This window comes from Corynebacterium vitaeruminis (assembly GCF_001054325.1).
Taxonomy (GTDB): domain Bacteria; phylum Actinomycetota; class Actinomycetes; order Mycobacteriales; family Mycobacteriaceae; genus Corynebacterium; species Corynebacterium vitaeruminis_A.
The window spans coordinates 147,005-171,193 of record NZ_JVVM01000020.1 but is presented as its reverse complement, the minus strand read 5'-3'; the positions used below and the strand labels follow the sequence as shown (position 1 = coordinate 171,193).

22 protein-coding genes and 4 pseudogenes are annotated in these 24,189 nt (G+C 61.0%); 11 read left to right on the top strand and 15 right to left on the bottom strand.

The window, feature by feature from the left end:
- Positions 1-5 precede the first annotated feature (5 nt).
- Positions 6-1,517, top strand: a complete 1,512-nt coding sequence (locus tag ADA16_RS05000; RefSeq protein ID WP_048759708.1) for a recombinase family protein — start codon at positions 6-8, stop codon at positions 1,515-1,517.
- A 540-nt stretch (positions 1,518-2,057) separates the two neighbouring features.
- Here the strand turns inward: ADA16_RS05000 and ADA16_RS04995 are convergent.
- Positions 2,058-2,462: a MerR family transcriptional regulator gene (locus tag ADA16_RS04995; protein WP_048733850.1), complete on the bottom strand. Its 405-nt coding sequence runs from the start codon at positions 2,460-2,462 to the stop codon at positions 2,058-2,060.
- Positions 2,463-2,631: 169 nt separating this feature from the next.
- On the opposite strand from ADA16_RS04995, the pseudogene ADA16_RS04990 reads away from it, so the two are divergent.
- Positions 2,632-4,192, top strand: a pseudogene (locus ADA16_RS04990) (SulP family inorganic anion transporter).
- Between the two features lie 169 nt (positions 4,193-4,361).
- Here ADA16_RS04990 and ADA16_RS04985 read toward each other — a convergent pair.
- Positions 4,362-4,898 (bottom strand): hypothetical protein, encoded by a 537-nt coding sequence (locus tag ADA16_RS04985; RefSeq protein ID WP_218079069.1) that lies wholly within the window; start codon positions 4,896-4,898, stop codon positions 4,362-4,364.
- A 35-nt stretch (positions 4,899-4,933) separates the two neighbouring features.
- Here ADA16_RS04985 and ADA16_RS04980 point away from each other — a divergent pair, with 35 nt between their 5' ends.
- The 4 genes from ADA16_RS04980 to ADA16_RS04970 all read left to right on the top strand — a co-directional run bounded on the left by ADA16_RS04980 (position 4,934) and on the right by ADA16_RS04970 (position 7,421).
- Positions 4,934-5,407 (top strand): recombinase family protein, encoded by a 474-nt coding sequence (locus ADA16_RS04980; protein WP_080972893.1) that lies wholly within the window; start codon positions 4,934-4,936, stop codon positions 5,405-5,407.
- Between the two features lie 170 nt (positions 5,408-5,577).
- Positions 5,578-6,600 (top strand): DUF4192 domain-containing protein, encoded by a 1,023-nt coding sequence (locus ADA16_RS04975; RefSeq protein ID WP_048759705.1) that lies wholly within the window; start codon positions 5,578-5,580, stop codon positions 6,598-6,600.
- A gap of 160 nt (positions 6,601-6,760) precedes the next feature.
- Positions 6,761-6,904, top strand: a complete 144-nt coding sequence (locus ADA16_RS11225; RefSeq protein WP_016456431.1) for a hypothetical protein — start codon at positions 6,761-6,763, stop codon at positions 6,902-6,904.
- A gap of 91 nt (positions 6,905-6,995) precedes the next feature.
- Positions 6,996-7,421, top strand: coding sequence for a single-stranded DNA-binding protein (locus ADA16_RS04970; protein ID WP_016456430.1), 426 nt, complete (start codon positions 6,996-6,998; stop codon positions 7,419-7,421).
- Positions 7,422-7,990: 569 nt separating this feature from the next.
- Here the strand turns inward: ADA16_RS04970 and ADA16_RS04965 are convergent.
- The 4 genes from ADA16_RS04965 to ADA16_RS04955 form a co-directional block, all read right to left on the bottom strand.
- Entirely contained in the window at positions 7,991-9,322 is a 1,332-nt protein-coding gene (locus ADA16_RS04965) for a hypothetical protein (RefSeq protein ID WP_016456429.1), read from the bottom strand.
- Between the two features lie 270 nt (positions 9,323-9,592).
- On the bottom strand, positions 9,593-9,823 hold the full coding sequence (locus tag ADA16_RS11115) for a hypothetical protein (RefSeq protein ID WP_070431900.1): 231 nt from the start codon (positions 9,821-9,823) through the stop codon (positions 9,593-9,595).
- 1,042 nt (positions 9,824-10,865) lie between these two features.
- Entirely contained in the window at positions 10,866-11,165 is a 300-nt protein-coding gene (locus ADA16_RS04960) for a hypothetical protein (protein WP_024058949.1), read from the bottom strand.
- Between the two features lie 171 nt (positions 11,166-11,336).
- A complete protein-coding gene (locus tag ADA16_RS04955; RefSeq protein WP_024058948.1) occupies positions 11,337-11,645 on the bottom strand; it encodes a helix-turn-helix domain-containing protein in 309 nt (102 codons plus the stop codon).
- Positions 11,646-13,117: 1,472 nt separating this feature from the next.
- Here ADA16_RS04955 and erm point away from each other — a divergent pair.
- Entirely contained in the window at positions 13,118-13,972 is an 855-nt protein-coding gene (erm, locus tag ADA16_RS10840) for a 23S ribosomal RNA methyltransferase Erm (RefSeq protein WP_016456425.1), read from the top strand.
- Positions 13,973-14,044: 72 nt separating this feature from the next.
- On the opposite strand, the gene ADA16_RS11370 is transcribed toward erm, so the two are convergent.
- The 4 genes from ADA16_RS11370 to merA all read right to left on the bottom strand — a co-directional run bounded on the left by ADA16_RS11370 (position 14,045) and on the right by merA (position 17,116).
- Entirely contained in the window at positions 14,045-14,398 is a 354-nt protein-coding gene (locus ADA16_RS11370; protein ID WP_016423158.1) for a type IIL restriction-modification enzyme MmeI, read from the bottom strand.
- A gap of 368 nt (positions 14,399-14,766) precedes the next feature.
- Positions 14,767-15,156, bottom strand: coding sequence for a class I peptide chain release factor (locus tag ADA16_RS04940; RefSeq protein ID WP_015381421.1), 390 nt, complete (start codon positions 15,154-15,156; stop codon positions 14,767-14,769).
- A gap of 191 nt (positions 15,157-15,347) precedes the next feature.
- A complete protein-coding gene (locus tag ADA16_RS04935) occupies positions 15,348-15,698 on the bottom strand; it encodes a hypothetical protein (RefSeq protein WP_048759963.1) in 351 nt (116 codons plus the stop codon).
- A complete protein-coding gene (gene merA / locus ADA16_RS04930) occupies positions 15,695-17,116 on the bottom strand; it encodes a mercury(II) reductase (RefSeq protein WP_048759700.1) in 1,422 nt (473 codons plus the stop codon). Before merA ends, ADA16_RS04935 begins: the two co-directional genes overlap by 4 nt.
- Before the next feature lie 98 nt (positions 17,117-17,214).
- Here merA and ADA16_RS04925 point away from each other — a divergent pair, with 98 nt between their 5' ends.
- A complete protein-coding gene (locus ADA16_RS04925; protein ID WP_005290994.1) occupies positions 17,215-17,604 on the top strand; it encodes a heavy metal-responsive transcriptional regulator in 390 nt (129 codons plus the stop codon).
- A 46-nt stretch (positions 17,605-17,650) separates the two neighbouring features.
- Here the strand turns inward: ADA16_RS04925 and ADA16_RS11465 are convergent.
- Positions 17,651-17,896: pseudogene (locus tag ADA16_RS11465) on the bottom strand (alkane 1-monooxygenase); the annotation flags it as partial.
- Between the two features lie 120 nt (positions 17,897-18,016).
- Here ADA16_RS11465 and ADA16_RS04915 point away from each other — a divergent pair.
- Complete coding sequence (locus ADA16_RS04915) at positions 18,017-18,298, top strand: putative quinol monooxygenase (RefSeq protein WP_224786632.1); 282 nt, start codon at positions 18,017-18,019, stop codon at positions 18,296-18,298.
- A 433-nt stretch (positions 18,299-18,731) separates the two neighbouring features.
- Here ADA16_RS04915 and ADA16_RS04910 read toward each other — a convergent pair.
- The 4 genes and pseudogenes from ADA16_RS04910 to ADA16_RS04895 all read right to left on the bottom strand — a co-directional run.
- Positions 18,732-19,033, bottom strand: a pseudogene (locus tag ADA16_RS04910) (cytochrome c biogenesis protein CcdA); the annotation flags it as partial.
- Positions 19,030-19,645, bottom strand: a pseudogene (locus tag ADA16_RS04905) (TlpA family protein disulfide reductase). The pseudogenes ADA16_RS04910 and ADA16_RS04905, both read right to left, overlap by 4 nt.
- Before the next feature lie 150 nt (positions 19,646-19,795).
- Entirely contained in the window at positions 19,796-21,277 is a 1,482-nt protein-coding gene (locus ADA16_RS04900) for a multicopper oxidase family protein (protein ID WP_048759696.1), read from the bottom strand.
- Between the two features lie 70 nt (positions 21,278-21,347).
- Positions 21,348-21,923 carry a CueP family metal-binding protein gene (locus tag ADA16_RS04895; RefSeq protein WP_048759694.1) on the bottom strand — a complete coding sequence of 192 codons (576 nt, stop codon included), beginning with the start codon at positions 21,921-21,923 and terminating at the stop codon, positions 21,348-21,350.
- Between the two features lie 404 nt (positions 21,924-22,327).
- Here ADA16_RS04895 and ADA16_RS04890 point away from each other — a divergent pair, with 404 nt between their 5' ends.
- Together ADA16_RS04890 and ADA16_RS04885 are read left to right on the top strand one after the other, a co-directional pair.
- Positions 22,328-23,050 carry a response regulator transcription factor gene (locus ADA16_RS04890; RefSeq protein WP_038626116.1) on the top strand — a complete coding sequence of 241 codons (723 nt, stop codon included), beginning with the start codon at positions 22,328-22,330 and terminating at the stop codon, positions 23,048-23,050.
- A complete protein-coding gene (locus ADA16_RS04885; protein ID WP_048759693.1) occupies positions 23,047-24,174 on the top strand; it encodes a sensor histidine kinase in 1,128 nt (375 codons plus the stop codon). The genes ADA16_RS04890 and ADA16_RS04885 overlap by 4 nt, the downstream gene beginning before the upstream one ends.
- The last annotated feature ends 15 nt before the right edge of the window (positions 24,175-24,189 follow it).

Sequence of the window (24,189 nt, the reverse complement as noted above, 5' to 3'; positions counted from 1 at the left end):
GCGGCATGACAACACGTGCTGCTATTTACCTCCGTATCTCGCTAGATGCTGCTATGGACGGTCTTGCCATCGACCGGCAGCGTCAGGACTGCGAAGCCCTCGCCGAGCAACGCGGCTGGGATGTCGTGCATACCTACGTCGACCAGTCGATCTCCGCGTCGAAGAAGGACGTGGACCGCCCCGACTACGACGCCATGGTGGCCTCTTTTGAGCGCGGCGAGATCGACGCGATCATTTGCTGGGACCTCGACCGCCTCACGCGGCAGCCATGGCAGCTCGAAGAGTGGATCGACAGGGCAGAGGAGCAGGGGCTGAAACTCGTCACCGCAAACGGTGATGCTGACCTTGCCACCGACGGCGGCAGAATGTACGCGCGTATTAAAGCAGCCGTGGCGCGCGGCGAGATCGAGCGAAAGAGCATGCGCCAATCCCGTGCGCAACAGCAGCGCGCCGAGCAGGGCCGCTGGTACTCCGGCGGTGTCCGCCCGATCGGCTACACCCCCACCGGCGAGATCATCCCCTCCGAAGCCGAGGCCGTGCTCGGGATGTTCCGCGCTGTCGAGCGGGGCAACTCCATGCGCGACATTGCACGCGCTTTATCTGGGGTCGATCAGCCGGGCTTGCCGGATATTCCGACCACGCCGCGCCATATGCACACCGTGGTTACAGAGCGCAACGCACGCCGCCGCGCTGCTGGCCAGGAAGAAAAGCCGGTTCCCGACGCGCAGCCGTGGGCCTATACGTCGTTGCACTCGATCCTGCGCAACCCCGTGTATGCCGGCTACTCCACGTACAAGAAGGCCAAGCGCAAAGGCGTGAAGAACAAATACCGCCGTGTCACGCATATCGTCCGCGACCCCGATACCGGCGAGCCTGTGAAAGGGCAGTGGGAACCGATCGTCACACCCGATCTGTGGTGGCGTGTGCAGAACGTGCTCGATGATCCCGACCGGCTGACCAACAAAGAGCGCCGGAACACTCGCCGCCATCTCGGATCGGGCCTGTATGTCTGCGACGAGTGTGGCGACCCCGTGCGCACGCATGCCGACCGCTACCGCTGCGCCGCCTGTGGCTTAGTGCGCACTCACAGCGTCGATGATTTTGTGCTCGCCGTGATCCGCGCCCGCCTTGGCCGTGACGACCTGGCGGACCTGCTGCCGACTGTGGACGACGACGAGGTCAACGCCATCGACGACGAACTCGCTGAGCTTCGCGCAAAGCTCGCCCGCGTCCAGGCTGACTACGATGAGGAGCTTATCGAGGCCCGTGACCTCAAGCGCGCGCGAAACCGTTATGAGCCGCAGATCGAGAAACTCGAAACGCGCCGTGCCCGTCTTGCTGGCGCATCGGCGCTGCTCGACACAACCGGCTACGCCTCGCCCGTGGATGCCTTCGACAACGCAGAGCTTGCCGTGCAGCGCCGAGTCATCAATACCCTGTGCCAGGTGCGCCTGCGCCGTGGCGTGCGCGGCACCAAGACCTTTAACCCTGAATCGGTGCAGATCGTGTGGAACTAGGTTGCAGTGTGTGACACGTCAACAATCGCGCGCATGCGCTGCGGCGCGCAAAGCTCTTACGAAGGAACGCCACGGGAGCCGGCAGTTCGGGGGAGATCTGCCTTCGTGTATCGGGGGCGACACTGCTCAACCGTGGCGTTCGCAGGAAGTATGACACGGCTCTTGTTACCCCAGAGGTCGTAGGTTCGAATCCTGCCCCCGCTACCAACTTCCAAGCCCCTACCAGGAGAAACACTGGTAGGGGCTTTAGTTATTTCTCTTAAGGCGCACGTCCTGGGACTCAAATCGGGACTTTAGCGATGGCATTTTGTCACTTAAGCCGGTTTGGAGGTGATGGGGTTAAGTGACAATTTTCGATTTTGTGACCTTGGATGACTGTGTCGTTTTGAGGAGTCGTCTGCACGGATTTCAGAAGTCCTCTGTACTATCGCCATCCACTCCGGAGAGGCCGCGGGCGTTCGTCCACTTCATCTGGAACGCGATTCGACAGAGCGCATTCAATACGATGGTCTTTTTCTCCCTGCGAAGGATGGGGGCAGTTTAGGGTACCAGGGTGTTGACCAGATCGAGGAATTCCTCAGCGTAGGCAATTTGCTTGCGTAGCTTTTCGTAGCGGGTGCGCGTCTCCTCACGAATGTCGGCAAGGGTGGCCTTGGCATTACTCCGTGCCTGCTGTGCGGTATCACTGTCCTGCCCGCCATCTGAACTATGAAGAATCTCCGCAGCTTCCAGGAATTCCCGCATCTGATCCAGAGTAAACCCCAGCGGTTTCATCCGTCGCACCAGCAAAACACGACGTACATCAGCCTCACTATAAAGCCTGAACCCACCAGGGCTACGCCCCGATGGGGTAATCAGGCCGACGTTGTCATAATAACGCAAGGTGGGAATCGACAACCCCGTCTGGTCAACGACCTCGCCGATCTTGAAATTACTGTTTTGCATTGCCTGTTCTCCTTCACGGTGATGTTGCCCACGGGTTCCTGTGCCTGGGTTGGCGGTTGAGTAAAACTCCCGCTACCATGACCACCATCACCAAACCTAAAGTTACTAGAGGGTTGGATTCCTTTCGGGCGTTCGCCCAGTTACCTATCCCCTCAAAGATTGGACATCTATGACTGAAACTAGCACGGCGGCCCCCCCGCCCCCTCCTGAGTCCAGACGGCGCTGATGCCCCTACCGGGATCATCGCATCCTTCCGTTACGCATTTTCTTCCCCCGCCCGTATCCGTATAGAGATTCTGGCCGGACTGGCGGTATCCCTGGCGCTGATCCCTGAGGCCATTGCCTTTTCCATCCTTGCCGGTGTTGACCCAGCCATGGGTCTGTTTTCCTCGGTAGTCATGGCCATTGCGATCGCCTTTACCGGTGGCCGCCCGGCAATGATCACCGGCGCCACCGGGGCTATTGCCCTAGTCATTGCTCCTGTGGCGCGTGGTTACGGGATGGATTATTTCATCGCCACCGTCCTGTTGGGCGGTGTCCTACAAATCGTGCTCGGCGCCCTCGGTGTGGCGAAACTTCAGCGTTTTATCCCCCGATCGGTGATGCTGGGTTTCGTCAATGCACTGGGCATTATGATTTTCACCGCCCAACTCGAACACCTCATTGATGTGCCTTGGATAGTCTACCCACTCGTCGGCTTGGGTGTGGTGATCATGATTTTCTTCCCCAAGCTCACCAGTGTGATCCCCGCCCCGCTGGTCACGATTATCGTGCTCACCGGTTTGGTCATTGCCGCCGGTTTGACTGTCCCGACGGTCTCGGACATGGGCAAGATGCCGGAGACCTTACCGTCCCTGTTTATTCCGAACGTGCCGTGGACGTTGGAGACCCTGCAGATCATCGCGCCTTATGCCCTGGCCATGGCCGTGGTCGGTCTCATGGAATCGTTGATGACCGCCAAGCTCGTCGATGACATCACCGACACTCATTCCGATAAAACTCGTGAATCCTGGGGACAGGGGGTGGCTAATATTGCCTCCGGTTTCTTCGGCGGCATGGGTGGCTGCGCGATGATCGGTCAAACCATGATCAACGTCCGCGAATCCGGGGCACGTACCCGCCTATCCACCCTGTTAGCCGGTGTGTTCCTGCTGGTCCTGGTCCTGGCACTGGGCGACATCGTTGGCATGATCCCGATGGCTGCCCTGGTGGCAATCATGATCATGGTCTCGGTCGGCACCATCGACTGGCACTCGGTGCATCCACGCACCCTTAAACTCATGCCGGTCTCTGAGACCATTGTTATGGCCGTGACGATTATTGCCACCCTAGCCACCAGCAACCTGGCCATTGGTGTGGTGTTGGGTGTGGTCACCGCGATGATCATGTTCGCCCGTCGGATGGCACATATCGCTTCCATTGAAAAGGTCTCCGAGATCGACGGCGACGGCGATGGAGAGATTGATACTCGTACCTACCGGGTGCATGGCCAGTTGTTTTGGGCATCAAGCAATGACCTGGTTTATCGCTTTGATTACACCGATTCTGCCCGTCATATCACTATTGATCTCACTGAGGCGGAGATCTGGGATGCCTCCACGGTCGCGACCTTTGACGCGATTACGCAGAAGTTCCAGGACAGAGGCAAAACCGTGTCCATTATCGGGCTCGACGGTCCCAGTCAGGACCGGCTGAACCGCCTGTCTGGCCGGCTTGGCACCGGCCACTAACATCCCCCGACTCGAGCACATCGACTTGGCGCCCCAACTTATAACCGGGGCGCCAGTTTATTGGTGCTGTTGCAAAGTTGGGGCATAGGAAGAGCATAAAAGAAGCGTAGCGGTTAACCGCTACGCTGTGTTGTGGGGATTTTTACTTTTTACGGTGCACGTGTTCTAGTTAGTGGTTCGTTTCTTTCCTCGGGTGATTGCGACGGTATTCCTCGACTAAGTGAGCAATACCCGGCGCAGCCTGGGACAACATCCAGGTCATAAGCGCTATAAGAACCCCTATGACGATAAGTGTTAACGCCAACCAGCCCAGTGTTGGGCCGATGCCGTTGGCCTCCTGGACGTGACCCCACAAGGCAGACACGCCGTCGGGTATGCCGAGCATACTTAGCAGCCCGTTCCCCAAGGCTCCGACAGCAACGAGTGCGATAGCAACGAAGAGAACACTGGCTGCAATCCACGAGGCAGACATGCAGGCCTTAATAAAGTTCGTGTTCGACTTTTCCATATCGTCGTTATACTGCTTGCGTTCTGCGCGTATCTCCTCCAGCAGCTTTTCGTTGGACTCCTTCTCCTGGAGCAGAGCGCTGCGAGCCTTCTTAGAGGCTTCTGCTGCCTCGTGCAGGCTCTTAGGCTCTTTCGACATTGCCTCAGATACAGCTACTTCTACCAGCGGTTCCAGGCTAGAAGTCAGGCTCGAAGTCATCTGAGCGTTCAGGCTCTGGCTGCGACCCGGACCACATCTACTCAGACACCATCTCCGGCACCAACTGGCAACGGCCTGGTCTTGATGACGCGCTGGCGTACATGCGCCCCGACGACACGCTCGTTGTCACGCGCTTGGACAGGCTCGGCCGCAGCCTCGCGGACACCGTGAACACCATCGCTGACCTCGCCGAGCGTGACATCAACGTCAAGGTGTTGGAGCCAGCGCTGGACACGTCGAAGCCCACCGACAAGGTGGTTATCAACGTCATGGCAAGTCTTGCCGAGTGGGAGCGTGACCTGCTTGTCCAGCGCACCCGTGAGGGCGTGGCGCACGCCCGCGCACAGGGCAGGGTCGCCGGCCCCAAGCCGAAGCTCAGCGCTGAGCAGGCGCAGATGGCCAAGGAGCTTATCGACGGCGGCAAGTCCGTCAGCGCTGTAGCGCGCACCTTTAACGTCTCGCGGCCGACGATCTATCGCGCTCTCAAGCGCATCGAAGCCGACGCTTAAGCACAGGCTGCGTCGCTAGCGCTCGCACCCGGCGAGAAGGCATCAGGCTGCGCTAGCGACGCTCGGCACACATGAGTGCTGCACTGCTGGGATACGCCTGCGACCGGCAGAGCCGGGCCGAATACGGGATTGACCACATACACCCCGTATTCGTGCAAAGGAGCACTGCCATGTCCACCCATTCTCACACGCTTGCATCCCACGGCGAGATCCTCGCGAACCTCCCCGGCATCCTCGGGTTCTACCCGAACAACTCGCTGATCCTCGCGTTCTTCGTCGACGACGAGGGCGTCGACACCGTCCGCCTCGGCCCGGTCGCACGGTTCGACCTGGACGAAGCAGTGGAGAAGCTCCCCGAGAGCCGCGAGCGGTTCGCAGCGTGGGTCCACCACCTCGAACTCGACGCTGTTATCGCGTACATGATCAGCGATGACATTGCGCAGCCGGTCTTCGACGAGACGGCCACGTACCTCACCAGCGGGGCCTCGCCGCTACCGCCGCTGCTCGGGGTGGTGCAGGTGCCCGAGATCGTCACTGGGGCTGCTTGGTGGTCTGTGTACCAGCATCCGCTCATCGACGAGCCGCGCCACGGTGTTGTCGGCGAGGTCGCCGCATCAGCGGCGCTGCAGCAGATGCTAGAGCACACCGGCGAGCTGCCGGAGCCGAGCAAAGACGACATCGAGGCACGGTTGAACAGCACTGACCACGGCATCGACGCTGCCGAGCACGCCGACATCATCGAAGACGCGCTGGCGTATATCCCGCCCATGTTCGCAGACGTGCTGCAGCGTGAGTATGAGCAGGCGGCGGCAGGGATCACCCAGCCGAGCGCTCGCGCTGTTCGGTCTGCGCTGAAATGCTTCACCACGCCGCGCTTGCGGGACACGCTGCTTGCCGCACTGCTCGATGACCCGCAGGCGGGCCTTGCGTTCATAGAGAAGGTTATGCGCGCTGTCCCGACCAGCTGGCCAGGCATGCGCTCGCAGCTCACCGCCACTGTTGCCGTGCTCGCTCACGCCACAGGCCAGCCGGGGCTAGCTGGCGTGGCTGCGCAGCGAGCCACCGAGATCGGGCCAGACGAGAACTTCCCGTCGCTGGTGGCGAAGCTGACCGATATCGGCCAGGGCGAGCGGATGGTCGAGCTTGTCCGCGAGGGCGCTGAGAAGACCCGCACGATCTTGTTTGCCGAGTAGCACCACACACCCCGTTGTAGCAATGCAACGGGGTTTCTTTTTCTCGCGGGGCCTTGGCTTGCGACGACAGACACCGCAACGAGGCAGGGGAGTGACCTTTAGACAGCAGAGCTGTCTCCAACAGACGGATTGACCATCAATCCGAACAAGGAGGCACGTGATGCGCGACATCACCCACACCGACCTGGAACTGCTCTACCAGCTCGCCGACGGCATCGACGGCGAGGACGCCGATCCGGGCGCAGCACAAGAACTGCGCGACCTAGAGGCGGCAGGCACACCGCTGCCCTGGGCAGTGTTGTAACGACAGCGCAACCGCCCCGCAGCAGCAAAGCAGCTGCTTAAGTACCCAAATTGCACGGCAAATCACACCCACTCACGTAAGGAGAACCAACATGTCCAACCCCTTCAACAACGGCACCATCGTCGGCAACGCAGCTCGCGCACCCAAGCTGTTCGAGCACGCAAACGGCGGCGCGACGGTGAAGCTCAGCGTCTATGCGCGCAACACCTTCAAGAACAAGTCCACCGGCAAGGTGGAAAGCGAGATCGTGGAGCTGACCGGCTACGTCCAGGACGCCGCGAACCCCGGTGTGTTCGGCTGCATCGGCTCCGGCGATCGCGTTGCGGTGAGCTACTCGCTCAAGACCGACGTCTACACCGACAAGGACGGTGTGAAGCAGTACCCGCTGGTGGCGCGCATCGACACGGTGCAGCTGATCGATTCCAAGAAGGAGTCCGCTGCTCGCGCTGCCCGTCGCGGAGGCGAGGCGGCGACCGCCGCCCTGGCTGGCGCTGAGGGCGAAGAAGTACCGTTCTAACTACGAAACCCCGCAGGGAAACCTGCGGGGTTATTTTTTCAACCATTTCACACGCCAATTTGCTGCGAATCACTTGTGCAGTTTTACGGTGCAGTGGTGCGGTGCTTTTACTGGCGTTTCTGCTGCGCAACTCACTGCACTATGTAGTGTCTGTGACATTTCATTAACACGTAGGTTGCACTGTGTATTGGGCACCCATTTCATCGACACGTTTACTGCGCAATCAAATGCCCTGTCACTTTAATGACATGTGAATTGGGCAGTGAAGTGGTTTGTCATCCTATTGACACCTTTACTACGCAACAGAATGACAACGACATTCTGTCGGCCCTTCTACGGACATCTCTTCTGCGCAGCACATGCCCCGTCGTACACACCGACGTGCTGCGCACTATCTCCGCCACTCAACAGGCCAATTCACTGCGCAACGTAGTGACACCGGCCCCGCCTAGCCGAGATTTCTTCGATTTTCGCTGAATATCAGCCGTTTACCCGCCGCCAATGACCTACGACGCCGACGGCCCCCTGTTAGGCCCGCAGAAGGCCGTACAGGGCAGGGGAGAGCAGTGCTACAACTCCATACCGCCATCACGATCACGCTGCTGTTGCTGCTGGCGGCGCTTCTCGATGCGCTCGCGTGCACGCTGCTGCGCCCCGCCCTTCTTGCCTGAGGTCTGCGACTGCCTGAACAGCGTGTAACGCTCAAGCAACTCTGGGCTGCGATGCAGTTCTTGCACCAGGAACTTCTTATCCAAGTGCTCCAACTGTTGTCCTGACTTCACCGCTTCTTCGATGATGATGGCGGCTTCATCTTCGGCGTCCGTGTGCGCGTTGCGGCGGATCTGATCAGCCTCATCGCGGGCATCCTTGCGCGTTACTGCAGCGTCGCGTGTGGCCTCGTCGCGGATGCTCGTGGCCTCATCTCGTGCTTTGCTGCGGATCGTCTCGGCGTCGCGCTCAGCCTGCTTACGGGCCTCGTCGGTCTTGCGAGTGATCGTCTCTGCTTCGCTGCGAGCTGCGGCTGTAATATCGCCCGCCTTGGCCCGCGCAGTCTCTTCGGCTCGTTCGAGCAGCTCGTCTGCTTGCGCTTCGGCCAGGCCCAACTCCTGCTCAGCATCCTTGCGTGCTTCGCTGCGGATCTCTTCGGCTTCTTGCTCGGCCTTCTCGCGTGCTTCCTTGAGCACACGCTCGGCAACCTCGCGAGCCTGTGCTTCAGCATTCTCCTGTACGCGCTGGGCTGCTTCGCGGGCTTCTTGCGCCTGTTCAAGTTCCTTAGCAGCCTGCTCGCGGTCACGATCAATTGCGTCCATGTCGCGCTGCACGGATCGCTTCTTGACTTCCACATCATCCTCGCGCTTGGCGAGATCGCGCTCCCGGTCTTGTTGCTCGGTGTAGCGGTCGAGGTTGAGTGACTCGTCATGACGTTCGGAGACTTCTAGTTCCACCGGATAGCCGAGCGAGTGCATGTGTTCGCGCAGGCCCCGTTGCGCGTCGATGAACTTCTGGTTACCCGAGATCTGCTTGCCCTTCTTCGGGCCGGATGTGTACCGCACTGAGGTGTCAGTGTTGTACGCGATGCCGGGGCGGCAACGGAGCTTGTCGGGATCTTCGGGCTTCGGTGAGAACGTATCCGCCTGGAACTGGATGTGTGGCGTTGATTCGTCAAAGTTCATATCACCGCCAGCGACTGCGTCGATACCGCCGGGGATGAAGTTTTCTGCAAGCCAGCGCATTGACTCTTCGAGGTACTGCTTTGCTTCCTCGTAGTCGCGGGCGACATAGCGCGGACGTTTCACTTCGCGCCCGTCCACCTCACTGGTGTAGTAGTCGGGGATCTCCTTGCACATCGACTTCGGCAGATACACGACGAACAGCGACGTCTTGAAACTGTTCTTCTGCACGCGCACTCCGTCCATCCGAGGCGTCTACGGCCGCCACAGGGCCGTACAGCCGCTGCCACAAAGATGAACCAATCGAGTCGCGGCGCTACACATTTGCATCAACAGCTGCCGCTGGATCTGCTGCAGCGCGACGCGCTGCGAAACACACGTCGCTGGCGGTGCTCATTACATGCGCTTGCGCGCATATCTCCGCCGCGAGCGTGATGCGTCTGCACCGATACTGTGCTTATGGCACGGGCCGATATGGAGTGTGTTACTCAGCCCGTGTCGTTACCCCCGCAGCAGCATCAACACCGCCTGGCGGCGGATGGCTCGCTGCGGGATTTTCACCACCCTGCAATAACCGCCTAACGGCGGTGTCACGGTGCAGGGTGTGGCTGTGCGCACCACGTAGGCGATGTCGGTCTTGCCGTTCAGTTCGACGCCGTGGCACGTTCGCAAGCTCACGTTGCACACGGCGTGCGCGATGACGCGGGAAGACGCCGCAAGCGGCGTTTCCACCCGTCATCGGCCCTTACTTTAAGACCGACATACAACGGACGTAGCCGCATGTGGTGCGCACAGCGTGGCGACCTGCAGATTTTGTGTAGGCACCATGTGCGCTTCGCGCATCAACGGGCCGTTTCGGGTAAGGGTCGAAGACCGCATTAAGACCCGAAACACGCAGGTCGCAGCCCCCTTCTGTGTCAAAACCCCTATATGTTTGTCGTTATAGGGGTAGAAGGGGGAAAAGGGCATAAGGGGGTGCGACGCCTCCGCTGCGCTCCGGCGCTCGGCATAGCCGAGGCACTGCACCGGGTATTACTGCTCGCTGGCGCTCGCATAACCCGGTGCCCGGCGCTGGCGCGCCGCCCCCTACAGCCCCAGTCTCAGACCTCGCTCGCTCGGTCTGGCTGGTGCTGTCTTGCCCTCCGCTTGCGCTCCGGTCAAGATGCCCAATAGTGCAGCTGGCGCTGCACCTTGTGTGATGACCCATGCTCTGCATCACGACACTGCCGGCAATCCGATATATCCCGTTGATATACATTCGGATATGCCAGCATCGATGTGTCGTGTTTGGGTCATCACGAAACGCTCCATCACGGCAAGCCTGCCGAGATGGATATTGGCGTATCTCACGACGCGGCATTATGCGGCATGCGCCGCATACCATCTGCCGTCGCGGTTGCATCTTCAGCAGCACAGCTGCTGAAATCTGCTCTGTCCACGCTGCTGTCTTTGCTGCACCCACGGCCCCGTCTTCGGCATATTTCAAGTCCACACAAGACTATGCCGGCCAGAACCGCGCATAACAGCAGCGCGACATACCGCCAGCCATGTGGCGGATGATCCAGGCGACGGGGCAGACGTGTATATGCCCCGTCGCCGATACCGGCGCAAGCATCGTGACAGTGTCACGTGTAGCGGTGCCGCAGCCACCCGCACACACGCGAAAACCCCGCCCTTGCGAGCGGGGTGTGTGGCGACATCAAACGTGACGGCTGTACGTCGTCACGCCGCGTGGCCGTACACACATGAGGTGATTGCGTGTACGGCTAAAGGGTTAGTCGGGTACAACTTCTAGATGCCGCTTCGGCTTACTGCCCTCGGTGCTCTCAGGCGTGTCGCCGTCACCGTTCTCAGGTGTATCGCTGTCCCCTTCGGTGCTGGCGGACTTGTCACCGTCCCCTTCGGTGCTGGCGGACTTGTCACCGTCGAGATTCACCTCGAACTCTTCGGCATACTTGCGCAACTGCGCAAGGCGCTCCTTTGTCGCTTTGTGTGCACGGCGCGCCTCGTTCACGGTATCTTTTGCTTGCTGCTCATCGCGCAGCGCTGCTGCGTAATCGTCTCTGAAAGACATGGTTTGTTCTCCTTGGTTGAATGAACTGTTTATTTGGACTCGGGGCACGACGGTGGAGCGCGCGTGTGTAGTAGCACGGCCATCACCCATCAGCCCTCGCACTCAGTTCAAGACCCAGCCTGACTAGCTGAGCTAAGCGGCGGGATCTCGTCGTAGGCGGGTTTGTCCGCATTAGTGCTTCACACCGCCCAGCACCGTGACGAGCTGCTGGCGCTGCTCATCTGTCAGTTGGGGCGCTGCATTCACGACGGCATCGACGAAGCCGTCGAATAGCTGCGGGGCAGGGCGGCGTGCGGCCGCGAGGTAGGCGTCGAGATCGTCTTGGCGAATCCGATAGGCGGTGCCGAAACGGTGGAATGAAAGACGGCCCTCTTTAATAGCTTTTCGCAACGTGGACTCGGAGCCGACGCCGAGATCGGCGAGTTCCTGCAGCGTGTAAAAGCGTGGCGCGACGGCGGTAGTCGTGTCCTTTTCGGACATAGAAAAACGCTCCTGGGCAGATTGATCTGTCCCGGAGCGGGGTGCTTTACCGGCTTGCTATTCAGGCGGCTTGGAGTGCCGTGCTCAACTCGCTAGAACGGTGGTCTGCCGTCCCATCGCTTTACGGGAGCGCTTACTCCCTACCTGACCGCTTTTGTGGTTGGCAATGCCGTTGCCGACCGGTCTATCTCGTCGGAGGAACCGCGCCTATCACGGTCGAGAGGCTGTCTCTTTATGAATTATCCTCGGGGTTATCCCCCGTATGCGGCTGGCTAAACCAAAAACGAATTAAAACGCCACATACGGTCTGGGGGCCATCGTACGGAACTTATGCGTCGCGCACAATAGCCTGCGACCTAATCTTTACGAATCGAACCGAGCACGTTTCTACACGCCACGTGGCACGGCTGGGGTGTTGTGGTGGGGCAGCTGTTGTGTGGCGGCATGGTGACACGCAAGGGGCGCGCCTTTTTGTGACCTGTGACACGTCTATAGTGTGCTCGTTTCGTAGTTTTGACCTCGTTTCGTAATTTGCCGATCAAAATACGAAAAAATTACGAAACGCTCTACCTGCGGTTTCGTAGAACTACGAAAATCGGAAAACCAAATTACGAAACACGCGATAACGCTGTGACCTGCACAGACACGTCACATTTCGGGGATGTTTCGTAATTTTGCGGTATTTCGACCCAAACCTTTTAAGAGAGAGACACAGACACGCATTGCAGGCACATGTCTACGACACAGAGCGTCCTCGTTGAGGGCACGCTGCAGGGGTTGCAGCTATGTGACACGGGACACAATCGCAATCAAGGTGTCTCTTCTTATTTAGATTTTCTTCAAAAAGTGGAAAAATTACGAAACGAAAACCATTTACGCTGCTCAACGTATGTTTTTGTGTTTCGTAGTTTTGTTCTTTTCGTTTACGAGATTACGAAATGACCCGCAAATGCCTACCGTGACCTGCGGTGATGTGTTTCGTATTTTTCTGCGTAATTTCACGTCGCCCGAAGCAGGCACCCTGCCGTGTGCTTGCTGCAGGGCTGCGGCCGTCCCTCCATGTGGAGCGTCAGTGTCGATGCTGTAACTTAAACGTACATACATTTGTGGCGCTCTCGTTACGTGTCTGTGCATTGCCGAGCTCTTTACTGTTGTGTGTGGGCGCGCAGCCGTAGTGTCCGTGCCACTCCGAGTAGGGCGCGTCGTACCCCAAACCCATGTTCAATTAAATTCCAATCCAGAGAGGTCTTGCACTGTTGCGGTGCGGTTGTCTTCTTTCTCACCGTATTGGACCCTGCGAAATTAATTGGATACGATAGGCCCATGTTGATTTCAGGTTCCGTTTTCATGCGGCCGCTCACCAGCCGCTAAGGCGGTTTTCTCCCTCCCGCAGGTTAGAAACCGCTCCGGTCCTTTAGCCGGGCGGCCATTTGCCATGCCCGGCTCCGTTTCAACTCCACGGAGCACACCTGATGTCTACATACGGATACGGCCGTCACGAACATGGCCAAAATTTTCTCACAGACCACAAGATCATCAACTCCATCGTCGATCTTGTAAAACAAACCTCCGGCCCCATCATTGAGATCGGGCCAGGAAGCGGTGCCCTCACTCACCCGATATCCCACTTGGGGAGGGCAATAACGGCAGTTGAGGTAGACGCAAAACTAGCTGCCAAACTCACAAAAAAGACCGCCTCGGCGTCGGTCGAAGTGGTCCATGATGATTTCCTCAACTTCCCGTTACCCGCCACTCCCTGCGTCATTGTGGGAAACATTCCCTTTCACCTCACCACTGCCATTCTTCGAAAGTTGTTGCATGCGCCGGCATGGACTGCCGCTGTACTCCTCATGCAGTGGGAAGTCGCTCGCCGCCGGGCCGGGGTAGGTGCAAGCACGATGATGACAGCTCAGTGGTCCCCATGGTTCACGTTTCACCTTGGTTCCCGAGTACCAAGGTCTGCTTTCCGGCCACAGCCAAACGTTGACGGGGGGATCTTAGTGATCCGCCGGGTGGGTGACCCGAAGATCCCGATAGAGCAACGCAAAGCCTTTCAGGCGATGGTGCACACCGTTTTCACCGCCCGGGGACGCGGGATAGGGGAAATTCTCCGAAGGGCAGGGTTGTTTTCATCACGTTCAGAGACACAATCATGGTTGCGCTCGCGAGGAATCGACCCCGCAACCCTACCTCCCAGATTGCACACCAGCGACTGGATCGATCTCTTCCAGGTGACTGGTTCCTCTTCACCGCGCCATCGGCCCATTTCACAATCGGGAAGTAGTCAACGCCCTCCTCAACGGAAAAATCGAGGCCGGCGGCGGTAATCCCCCCCCACCACCAAAACCGAAATCCACCAGTAGTAGTGAACGACCCATGTTCGTCTACCGTGAGCCGCGTTATGGCAGTGACGTGTTCTCGTCGGGCACAGTCATAGTTCCCGGCGTTGCCAGCGACAGGGTTCTACACCCAGCAGCGGGACCGATCAAAATCACCCGCACGGGGAACGACCCTGCTGGTGGTTTCGATTTTGATGAAAGCGAGGAGACATAGCCCCTCGCCAACTCCCCGTAGCTGGCGAACAGTAGCTCCTGGCGCTGGCGCTCGTTGGTGAGTTTGCGTGCCACATCGAAAGCCTTATCGACTTCCCGGTCCAAGTTGTTGTGGGCCTTGAGCAGAATTGGGTCCATCGATAACGGGTTGTAGTGCTCCGCGAGTGACCGCTGGGGGTGCCGCTCGCGTGCCCGCAGCACCAACTGTCCAGCGTCGATGATTCGCTGCTGCGCCTTCTCATCTAGTTCACACAGAGCTGGTCCGCAGTTGTAGCTCCCGATGTACTCCGAAAAACGGAAAAAATAAATAGTGGGGATACATCAACCTTCCACTTTCCATTCTTCCGGCTCAGAGTATTGAGGGGTCTGGGACCGGGTCCGTAAACCCTTTATGTTTTTCGCGCACAGCGGTTTTTAGCGACGCACCCTATAGGTTTTCCGCAGAACCTATATGTGTTTCTGTGCACCCCCATATGTTGTCTGTTTCTAGCGGTATTTCGTTGTACTTTGCGCATCGAATAGTTATTTATCGACGACACTCCGTCGAGTTCAAATTTAACGTGTAGTGCTTAACCTCTGCGATGAACTCTTTGATCCCGGGACGTGATGAGGACTGGGGCTATTGTGCTCCCCCGAACGCTACGGCCCGGGGACACGAGGCTGTGTCGCAGGTGCAAGCGAGAGGACCAGGAGCGAAACACAGACCGCTGAGTCGACGCAGTCACGGTAAAGACGGAGCCGTCTAGGCGGTGCTCGAGGTTGCGCGAGATACGGTGACGCTGGGCGTCGGTAAGCGATGCGCATTCGGCGACATCGATGGAAAGCTGGACTTTGCCGTCCGTCGTGTTGACGCCCTGGCCGCCTGGAGTCGACGATTTCGCGAAACGCTCCGCGAGATCGGCGGCGATGACCGCACCGTCGGGGATCCCCGGGCCGGGCGCTATGGTCAGGTCGTTCATGCCGCCCAGCCTAGGTGCCCACAACCCTTTCTCGTCTCGGCGGAAGCGGAGACCGCGTCGCGACGGCCGGGATCCAGCCTCAGTATTATCCTCGTCACCGGTTGATTCGAACGCTTTTTGCTCCTCCTTCTCCCGTCGGGCTTCGATTTCAGCGGCCTCCGTAGGTGGCAGTGATCGCTGGATCCCTCGAACTACCGGTTCCGATCAGCGGTCGAAGGATTTTCGCAGCAGCCGGACCTGCGGCGCCGGTGCCGCCGCCGTAGCCTGACGAGCATCCCCGCCATGACGGCCATCACGACGGCGGTCCCGGCACCGATGATCCAGGGATTACCGAGGAGCCCACCGACGCCTGCAAGTGCTCCGCCCGCCGCGATGAACGGCAGGCCGCAGCAGAGCAGCGACGGAAGCGCGCAGCATGCCAGCAAGAGCAGCCCGGTCACTGCAGCGACGACGGGACCGGCGCGCCATTCGTCGCGGTCCTGATCGGCGCTCATCGTCTGCTTCAGGATGAGATCTCCCCGATTGCCTGTGTCGCCGTTCATGCGCAGCACGACAGCAGCGACGGGTCGGTGGTGAAGGCCTTCGCGGCGATCCGGATGCCCTCGGCCATGGTCAGGTAGGGGGCCCAGGCGTTGGCGACCTCGGCGACGGTCCTGCCGAGCACGTGGACGCCTGCGGCGGCGAGCTCCCCGGCGTCCTTGGCGACGGCGGTCAGGCCGAGGATCTCGTTCGTCTCGGCGTTCACGACGATCTTGATGAACCCGCGGGTGTCGCGGTTCACCAAGGCGCGGGGCACGTGGTGCAGGGGCAGGACGCGGCAGTCGCAGCGGATCCCCGCGGCGAGGACGTCCTTCTCGGTCATCCCGACCGCGCCGATCGCGGGCCCGGTGAACGTCACCCGCGGCAGGCGGGCGTAGTCGACGGACCGGTCGGCGTCGGCGAACGCGTTCTCGGCGACGAGGGTGCCGTGGTGGGCGGCGACGTAGACGAACTCGGGGTGCCCGGTCACGTCGCCCGCGGCCCAGACCCGCGGGTTCGAGGACTGCAGCCGGTCGGAGACGACCACCTCGCCGGAGTCTCCGGTATTCACCCCGACCGCATCGAGGTTCAGGCCATCGGTGACGGGACGGCGTCCGAGGGCGACCAGGACCTGGTCGGCGCGGAACTCCTGCGAGCCGCCGGACAAGGCGGCGGTCACGACGGCCTCGCCTCCCGTGCCGCGGGAGACCCGGGTGGGCACTGCGCGGCTGACGACGCGGATACCCTCGTCGGCGAACACCTCCTGGAGCGCCTTCGACACCTCCGGCTCCTCCTTCGACGCGAGCCGGGACCGCACGAGCAGCGTGACCTGCGAGCCGAGGCGGGCGAACAGCTGCGCCTGCTCCAGGGCGACGTAGCCGCCGCCGAGCACCAGCAGCGACTCGGGGACCTCCGTCAGCTCCATCGCCGTGGTCGAGGTCAGGTATCCGGTCTCCTCCAGGCCGTCGATCGGCGGTGCCCACGGGCGAGAACCAGTCGCGACCAGGTAGTGGTGGGCCTCGATGGTCTCGACGCTTCCGTCGGATCCGGCAACATCGAGAACCGGCGCATCAGGGGTGCCCACGAACGAGGCGTCGCCGCGGAGGACCTGCCAGCCGTAGGAGTCGGCGACGTCGGCGTACTTCTCGCCGCGCAGCGACTCCACCAACGCTTGCTTCCCAGCGATCAGCGCGGGCATGTCGACGGGATCCGCCGTCGTCGCGATCCCGGGGAACCGGGTTGCGGCGTCGACCGCGACGTGCCGCGCGCCGGCCGCGGCAATGAGCGTCTTCGACGGGACGCAGCCCGTGTTCACGCAGGTGCCGCCGAGCGTCCCGCGCTCGATCATCACCACCGACTTCCCGAGCGTGCTGGCGCGGATCGCAGCGGCGAACGCGCCGCCTCCCGATCCGATGATGGCGAGATCGTACTTCGTAGGCATCGCTGCTCCTGTCAACTCTTGGCTTTCTGCTCTGTCTCAGCCATACTGGACCTTCCAGTGCAGGGGAAGGTCAAGCGCGGCCACGGAGGGAGACAGTAATGTGGATCGGAGAACTCGCCGAGAGGGCGGGCACTACCGCGAAGACCCTTCGCTTCTACGAGGAACAGGGCCTTCTGCCCCCGACCGAGCGCACGCCGTCCGGATACCGCGACTACGCGCCCGAGACGGTCGCTCGGATCGACTTCATCCACCGCGGCCAGGCTGCGGGCCTCACCCTCGCCCAGATCCGCCAGATCCTCGACATCCGCGACGGCGGCCATGCGCCCTGCGAGCACGTGCGCGACCTGCTTGACGTGCGCCTCGCTGAGATTGAGCAGCAGATCGCGCAGCTCTCCGTGCTGCGCGACACTATCGCGGACCTTAGCCAGGACGCCGCGCACCCGGATCCTGAAACGTGCAGCACCGATCAAGTGTGTAGGTACTTGTAGACGGCGGGAGTCAATGACTCAAACGCTACAACCCCGATATGCGCTAGCGCAGGTCGATGCCGCCGGTGCCCACCTCGATGATTTTGGTGGTGTCCGCGATAGCACACAGCAGCGGCATCGGGGCGGAGGCCTGCAGCGCGAAGTGGTGGACTCGGAAGGACGCGTTGTTCACGCCGATTTCGTCCGCAGCCTGGGTGATCTCCAGATGAGTCTTGGCGATCTTTTCCGCAGATGGCCCGCACTAGCTGCCGAAGGCGTAATGCCCGAAGCTTAAGAAGCCGAACGCTTTCATTGGATAACACTCCTTTTGATGGTGTTAACGAGAGGGAGTAACTTTGCAACGACATACCGTGGAGTTCAAGTTCAACGTTTAAGCGCCGCGTCTGACTTATAGCGAAGGTGTTCTATGAGCATGATCGAGCTGAACGGCACCTTGATCTGCAAAGACCACAGTGATGTTTCAATCGTTGAACGGTTCCTTCCAAAACACGTTGAGCTCTCTCGTGATGAACCCGGGTGTCTGCGCTTCGAGGTCACTCAATCCGACGACCCGCTCGTATGGAATGTATCAGAACAATTCACTGATCAAGCATCGTTCGATTCGCACCAAGCGCGGGTTAAAGCGAGCGAGTGGGGTCAGGCAACAGCGCATATTCAACGTGACTACACCATCACGGGGCCCAGGGGAGGGTGAAATCGTTGACTACCGCTAGCAAGCTTCCGCCAGTGTACCCGAGCGTAAAGGCGCTAGGCAGTCACGCGCCCAACAGCAGCGTGCTGAGCAAGGGCGCTGGTGTTCCGACGGTGTACGTCCTATTGGCTACAGCTCAACAGGCGAGATCATCCCTGCTGAGGCGGAGGCTGTACTTGGTATCTATCGTGCTATCGAACGCGGTAATTCCATGCGCGATATCGCCAGCGTGCAGTGCATTGCTGCTTCAATTGGCCCTTCTTGCGTGCTCTCTTCTGTCCCAGCCACTTTATTGGCACGTAGATTGCACTATGTACTAGGCAGCCATTTCATTGACACGTTAATTAAACAGTGAAGTGGCCAGCCATTCGATTGGCACGTTTACTGCGCAATAGATTGACACCAACGCCGTGTCCTTTACTCGGGAGACACCCCCGGTGACGGTGGCCAGCACAAAGACGACGGTGAAGCCGAGAATGAACAACCCGGCCGCACCCGCTACCGCCCACTGGCGTTTGGTGACCACCGCGCCCCCTCGGCGTCGTAGTCGACCTCCCCGCCGACCACACTGGCCAGATACGACATATATCCGGGTACCAGGGGTACGACGCACGGGGAGGCGAACGAGATCAGACCTGCAGCTGCTGCAGCCAGGATGCCGATCATCAGTGGCCCGGTGGCCGCGGCGTCGGCGAACTGCTGGCCGATCGCCAACTGCGCAATCACATCAACGGTCATGATGCTGGTGCCTCCTCGGCCAGCGGCAGAGCGACATCAAGGATGTCATCGGCGGTGACCTCCCTCAGGAACACCGCGGCCGGGCGGTGGCTTCGGTCCAGGACAATGGTGGTCGGGATGACCGAGGTCGGCACCTCCCAGGGCCGCAGCGATACGAAACGGCGGGTCGTAGATCGAGGGATAGGTCACCGCGTTGTCGAGTTTGAAGTCCTGGGCGATGGTCTGGTTGTAGTCACGGACGTTGATGCCCAGCACCGTGCCACCGAGGGGGTCGAGAGTCTCCTGGACAAGCTGCAGGTCATCGACTTCCGTCCGGCACGGTGCACACCACTAGCCCCAAGCGTTGAGGACGACGACCTCGCCTTCAAAATCAGACAGGCTGATCTCCTCACCTTCCTCCATCAACGACGGGCAGGAGAAGCCCGGCAGCGGCGCACATTCCTCCTCTGCGTAGATAATCTCGGTTTGGCCTCCTGGTGAGTGGAACTGGAAGGTGCCCCCCCCGACGGCGACGGCGTTTCGGACGCCGTCGCCTGAGGAACAGGCCACCAGGGTCACGGCGGTGAGCACCGCGGCAACCGCGATGGCGGCTCTGCGGGGTGTGCTCGGCATGGATTAGATCTCCATATTCCGGGGCGGTGGGGAAGAAGACGGTGTTCTGGTTGTCCCGGAAGACCACAACACCGAGGCAGGTCATCGTGCTGCCCGGTGGGTGGCCTGCAGCGACTCTGCCCACCTCGGCACTCAACCCTGCTGTGGGGGTTACTCGTAGCGAAGCGAGCTGAGCATCCCGGTTTCCATGTGATAGGCGTTATGGCAGTGAAATGCCCACTCACCGGGGTTGTCAGCGATCAGGTCGGCGATCATGGTTTCACCGTGGCGGAGAAGGACGGTGTCCTTGCGTAGCCCGCCGCTGCCGGGCAGCGCCCACGTGTGGCCGTGGATGTGCATGGGATGGGGCATCATGGTCCTGTTGCGCATGACCATCCGCAGGCGCTGGCCCTCCTGCACGGTCGCGGAGGACGATTGGCCGTCGGTGAGAATGCTCCATTCATACGGCATCATCTGCCCGCCCAGGTCGATGCTGACTTCTCGGTCTGGTGTGCCCTCGGGCAGGAGTGCACGTTCTGCTGGCTTCAGGGAGGACAGAAGCAGTCCGGTGGATGACAACTCGGGGAAGTCGACATCGGGGCGGGGGGCCTGGCCGCCGGCGGTGCGGATGACGGCGAAGGCGCGGTCGTCCTTACCCACCGCCAAAGCCGTGAGCGGGAAGATGCCGTCGCCGAGGATGACCTCGACGTCGACACGCTCGCCCATCGACAGGTAGATCGATTCGGTCTCCCGGGGCTGGACAGGGAAGCCGTCGGTGTGGGTGACGGTCATGCGGTGACCACCGAGGGCCACCTTGAAGATGGTGTCACCGCCGGAGTTGATAAACCGCAGGCGGGCCTTGTCGCCCGGGCGAGCCTCGAAGGTCCGGTGAGCACGGGGGATACGTCCGTTGATGAGGTAGTGCGGATACATCACATCGCCGGCATCCCCGCCCAGTACCCGGTCCGGGGTGCCGTGCATCATATGGCCGTGACCTCCCATCCCCTTCTTCCCGTTATGGTCGCCCGAACCCATTCCGGTGAGCTTGTCGAGCTCATCGTCGGGAGTGCCCTGAATGCCATCGACCCAGTCGTCGAGCACGATGGTCCACTCGACGTCCTGGTCTTCAGCGTCTTGCGGGTCACGGACGATCAGTGGGGCGTGGAGGCCGCGATCAAGCTGCAGGCCGGTGTGGGAATGGTAGAAGTAGGTGCCACCGTGGGGGACTTCAAAAACATAGGAGAAAGACTCGCCAGGTTCAATGGGGGCCTGGGTCATGCCGGGCACACCGTCGGCTGCGTTGTGGAGTGCGATGCCATGCCAGTGGATGGAGGTGCTCTCAGGCAGTTCATTGGTGATATCGACCTGGAGGACATCGCCGGCGGTGGCCTCAATGGCCGCATCCCCGGTGTCAGAGACGTATCCCCACGTCTTGGCTTCGATGCCGCCGATATCCAGAGAGAGGGGCCGGGCGGTCAGTGTCCGGCGCACCGTCGGCTCACCGAGCGCAGTGGGGGTGGAAGTGGGGCGAAGGGAGGGACCTGCTGCCGGGGCAGCGGGTCCAGGGTCGCTGGTGCAGGCAGCCACGGCCCCGGTGCCGGCGAGGACGAGCCCGCCGAGCAGAAACTGTCGTCGGGAAAACGCATTCGTCATGATTTAACCTTCCTGGTGTAAGAATTCAGTGACACGGGAGACAGGTGCAGGTGAGGACCCTGCTGAGCCATCACGTCAGGCGCAGGTCTGTGACACAGGTGGCACCGTCGTCGGTGGTGGAAAACTCCGTGGTGCCGGTACGCCCCTGGTAGCTGACCTCAATCAGGCCGGTGACATCATCGGGAAGCCAGAAGCCAATAAACCCGTTGTCGAAGGTGGTTGTCGCCTCGTCCACCAGCACCTCACCGGTCGCCTCATCGGTGATCGTGACCTGGATATCCTCATTGCTGAGTTCCCCCAGGCAGGTCGTGAGGCTGTGGTAGAAGCAGTCGTGGGTGGAGGTGAGATAGGGTGCGATCGAGACATACGTCTGATTGTCGGGAAGATCGACCATGACTTCCTGGTCACCGCTCGAGAGCAGCAGTTCATCGGCACGCACTGAGGCGATCAGATCCGTGGGACGCTCAGCGACCTTCTGCCGGTCAAGGTGATCAATGATCTCCACCGCGTCCATGTCGGTCAGGCCATGGATAGTCAGGAACGTATCCTGGGACACCGTCCCGTCGGCCGTGGGTTCCGGGTCGGCGGCCGAACACCCCGTGAGGGCGAGGGCAAGGGCGGCGACTGCGATCGCTGCTCGTTTCACGTCAATCTCCTTGGATCGTGGGTAGGACCGTGAGAAGACACCGCCTCAAGGTCGATGCCATACCTTTATCTAGCACGGGTGCCTGACGGGCTAGAAATCAAAAACCCTGCTCACAGCTTTATAGCAGGGCGAAAAGAGGGTGAATTCGGTGAGCTGGGTCACCACCGGGACACCACCCCACAGCCGTGGGCGATGTCCTTCTACCCGCCCCGGGTATGCGGTGTTTGCAGTGAAACCCCTGGTGGCGCCTGCTGAACCGACCAGGGGAGGCGATGCCGCCGGCCCGGGGTGGGGCACAGGGGTGACGGCGGTCGAAGGGTTATATTTGAAGATTTGATGAAGATTCCCCGCCGGGCACTGAGCGAGGATGGTATTCCCCCCTGGCCGGAGCGATACTGGGGTCTATGGCTGACCACACACCGACCACCGCCACGCCCCCGGGGCGGGTGCTGGTCGTCGATGATGAACAACCCCTGGCTCAGATGGTGGCCTCCTACCTCATCCGGGCAGGCTTCGATACCCGTCAGGCGCACACCGGCACCCAGGCCGTGGACGAGACCCGTCGCTTTTCCCCCGATGTTGTGGTGCTGGATCTGGGGCTGCCCGAACTCGACGGCCTGGAGGTGTGCCGACGGATCCGCACCTTCTCGGACTGCTACATCCTCATGCTCACCGCGCGTGGCAGCGAGGACGACAAGATCAGCGGTTTGACCCTGGGGGCGGATGACTACATCACCAAACCTTTTAGCATCCGGGAACTGGTGACCCGGGTGCATGCAGTGCTGCGCCGTCCGCGCACCAGCACCACCCCACCGCAGGTGACCACCCCCTTGATCGTTGGTGACCTCATCCTTGACCCCGTCGCCCATCAGGTGCGGGTGGGGGAGACGACTGTGGAGCTCACCCGCACGGAGTTCGAGCTGCTGGTTGCCCTGGCCCTGCGCCCCGGCCAGGCGCTGACCCGCCACGACCTGGTCACCGAGGTCTGGGACACCACCTGGGTCGGTGATGAACGCATCGTCGATGTCCACATAGGCAACTTGCGTCGCAAGCTCGGCACCGACACCCGAGGCCGGGGGTTTATCGACACCGTGCGTGGCGTGGGCTACCGGGTGGGGCAGCCATGAATCACGGACCCGGCTTGACCTTCCGCTTCCTGGCCGCCCAGGTGTTGGTCGTGGTGATTAGCCTGATGGTGGCCGCGGCCGTGGCCACGACGGTGGGGCCGACCCTGTTCCATGATCATATGTTGATGGCCGGCCGGGAGGACCCCTCGCTGGAGCTGTTCCATGCCGAGCAGGCCTACCGGGACGCCAACCTGATCACCCTGGCCGTCGCCCTGCCCACTGCCTTGATCAGCGCCCTACTGGCCAGCCTGTGGTTATCGCGTCGCCTGCGCACCCCCCTGCAGGATCTCACCCGCGCCGCTACCAGCCTGGCGGCCGGTAACTTCCGTATCCGCGTGCCCGCCGGAGAAGCCGGCCCCGAGGTCACCACCCTGGCGCATGCCTTCAACATCATGGCCGACCGACTGGAACACACCGAACAGGTCCGCCGCCAGATGCTCTCTGATCTGGCCCACGAAATGGGCACCCCCTTATCGGTGCTCACGGCCTACCTCGATGGTCTCCAGGACGGGGTCGTGGACTGGAATAATGCCAACCACACGATCATGGCTGACCAACTCACCCGCCTGACCCGGTTGATGGAGGACATTGACGATGTCTCCCGGGCCCAGGAACACCGGATCGATTTGGACCTGGCGGAGGAAGGGCTCGGGGATCTGCTCCATACCGCCGCTGCTGCCGCGGGGGAAGCTTATGCTGACAAAGGCGTCGATTTACAGGTCGAGACCATTACGGACACCGCCCGGGTGATCGTGGACCGGCAACGCTTCGGCCAGGTGATGAGCAACCTCCTGTCGAACGCGCTACGGCACACCCCGGCCGGCGGGCAGGTCCGGATCAGCGTCCACCGCCAGGGGGCGTCCACCGCGCTCATCCACGTCGCCGATGACGGCGAGGGCATCCCACCTGGCCAGCTCGGACACATCTTCGAACGCTTCTACCGGGGGGATGCCGCCCGCAGCCGGGACAACGGCGGGTCCGGTATCGGTCTGACCATCTCCAGGGCATTGATCGAGGCCCACGGCGGCACTCTCACTGCCACCTCCCCCGGACCCGGTCGCGGAGCGGTGTTTGCCCTCCGCCTCCCGCTGTCCGCTCCCGACAGTGAGGGGGCTGCTCGGTGACCACACCCTGCCCCG

What these genes read in the sequence shown, in the direction of transcription:
- ADA16_RS04975 (WP_048759705.1), top strand. Translation starts at nt 5,578, where the DNA reads ATGTCCACCCATTCTCACACGCTTGCATCCCACGGCGAGATCCTCGCG.
- ADA16_RS04970 (WP_016456430.1), top strand. Translation starts at nt 6,996, where the DNA reads ATGTCCAACCCCTTCAACAACGGCACCATCGTCGGCAACGCAGCTCGC.
- ADA16_RS04935 (WP_048759963.1), bottom strand. Translation starts at nt 15,698, where the DNA reads ATGAACGGCGACACAGGCAATCGGGGAGATCTCATCCTGAAGCAGACG.
- ADA16_RS04960 (WP_024058949.1), bottom strand. Translation starts at nt 11,165, where the DNA reads ATGTCTTTCAGAGACGATTACGCAGCAGCGCTGCGCGATGAGCAGCAA.
- ADA16_RS04900 (WP_048759696.1), bottom strand. Translation starts at nt 21,277, where the DNA reads ATGACGAATGCGTTTTCCCGACGACAGTTTCTGCTCGGCGGGCTCGTC.
- merA (WP_048759700.1), bottom strand. Translation starts at nt 17,116, where the DNA reads ATGCCTACGAAGTACGATCTCGCCATCATCGGATCGGGAGGCGGCGCG.
- ADA16_RS04955 (WP_024058948.1), bottom strand. Translation starts at nt 11,645, where the DNA reads ATGTCCGAAAAGGACACGACTACCGCCGTCGCGCCACGCTTTTACACG.
- ADA16_RS05000 (WP_048759708.1), top strand. Translation starts at nt 6, where the DNA reads ATGACAACACGTGCTGCTATTTACCTCCGTATCTCGCTAGATGCTGCT.
- ADA16_RS04925 (WP_005290994.1), top strand. Translation starts at nt 17,215, where the DNA reads ATGTGGATCGGAGAACTCGCCGAGAGGGCGGGCACTACCGCGAAGACC.
- erm (WP_016456425.1), top strand. Translation starts at nt 13,118, where the DNA reads ATGTCTACATACGGATACGGCCGTCACGAACATGGCCAAAATTTTCTC.
- ADA16_RS04940 (WP_015381421.1), bottom strand. Translation starts at nt 15,156, where the DNA reads ATGAACGACCTGACCATAGCGCCCGGCCCGGGGATCCCCGACGGTGCG.
- ADA16_RS04890 (WP_038626116.1), top strand. Translation starts at nt 22,328, where the DNA reads ATGGCTGACCACACACCGACCACCGCCACGCCCCCGGGGCGGGTGCTG.
- ADA16_RS04915 (WP_224786632.1), top strand. Translation starts at nt 18,017, where the DNA reads ATGATCGAGCTGAACGGCACCTTGATCTGCAAAGACCACAGTGATGTT.
- ADA16_RS04985 (WP_218079069.1), bottom strand. Translation starts at nt 4,898, where the DNA reads ATGACTTCGAGCCTGACTTCTAGCCTGGAACCGCTGGTAGAAGTAGCT.
- ADA16_RS11225 (WP_016456431.1), top strand. Translation starts at nt 6,761, where the DNA reads ATGCGCGACATCACCCACACCGACCTGGAACTGCTCTACCAGCTCGCC.
- ADA16_RS04885 (WP_048759693.1), top strand. Translation starts at nt 23,047, where the DNA reads ATGAATCACGGACCCGGCTTGACCTTCCGCTTCCTGGCCGCCCAGGTG.
- ADA16_RS04995 (WP_048733850.1), bottom strand. Translation starts at nt 2,462, where the DNA reads ATGCAAAACAGTAATTTCAAGATCGGCGAGGTCGTTGACCAGACGGGG.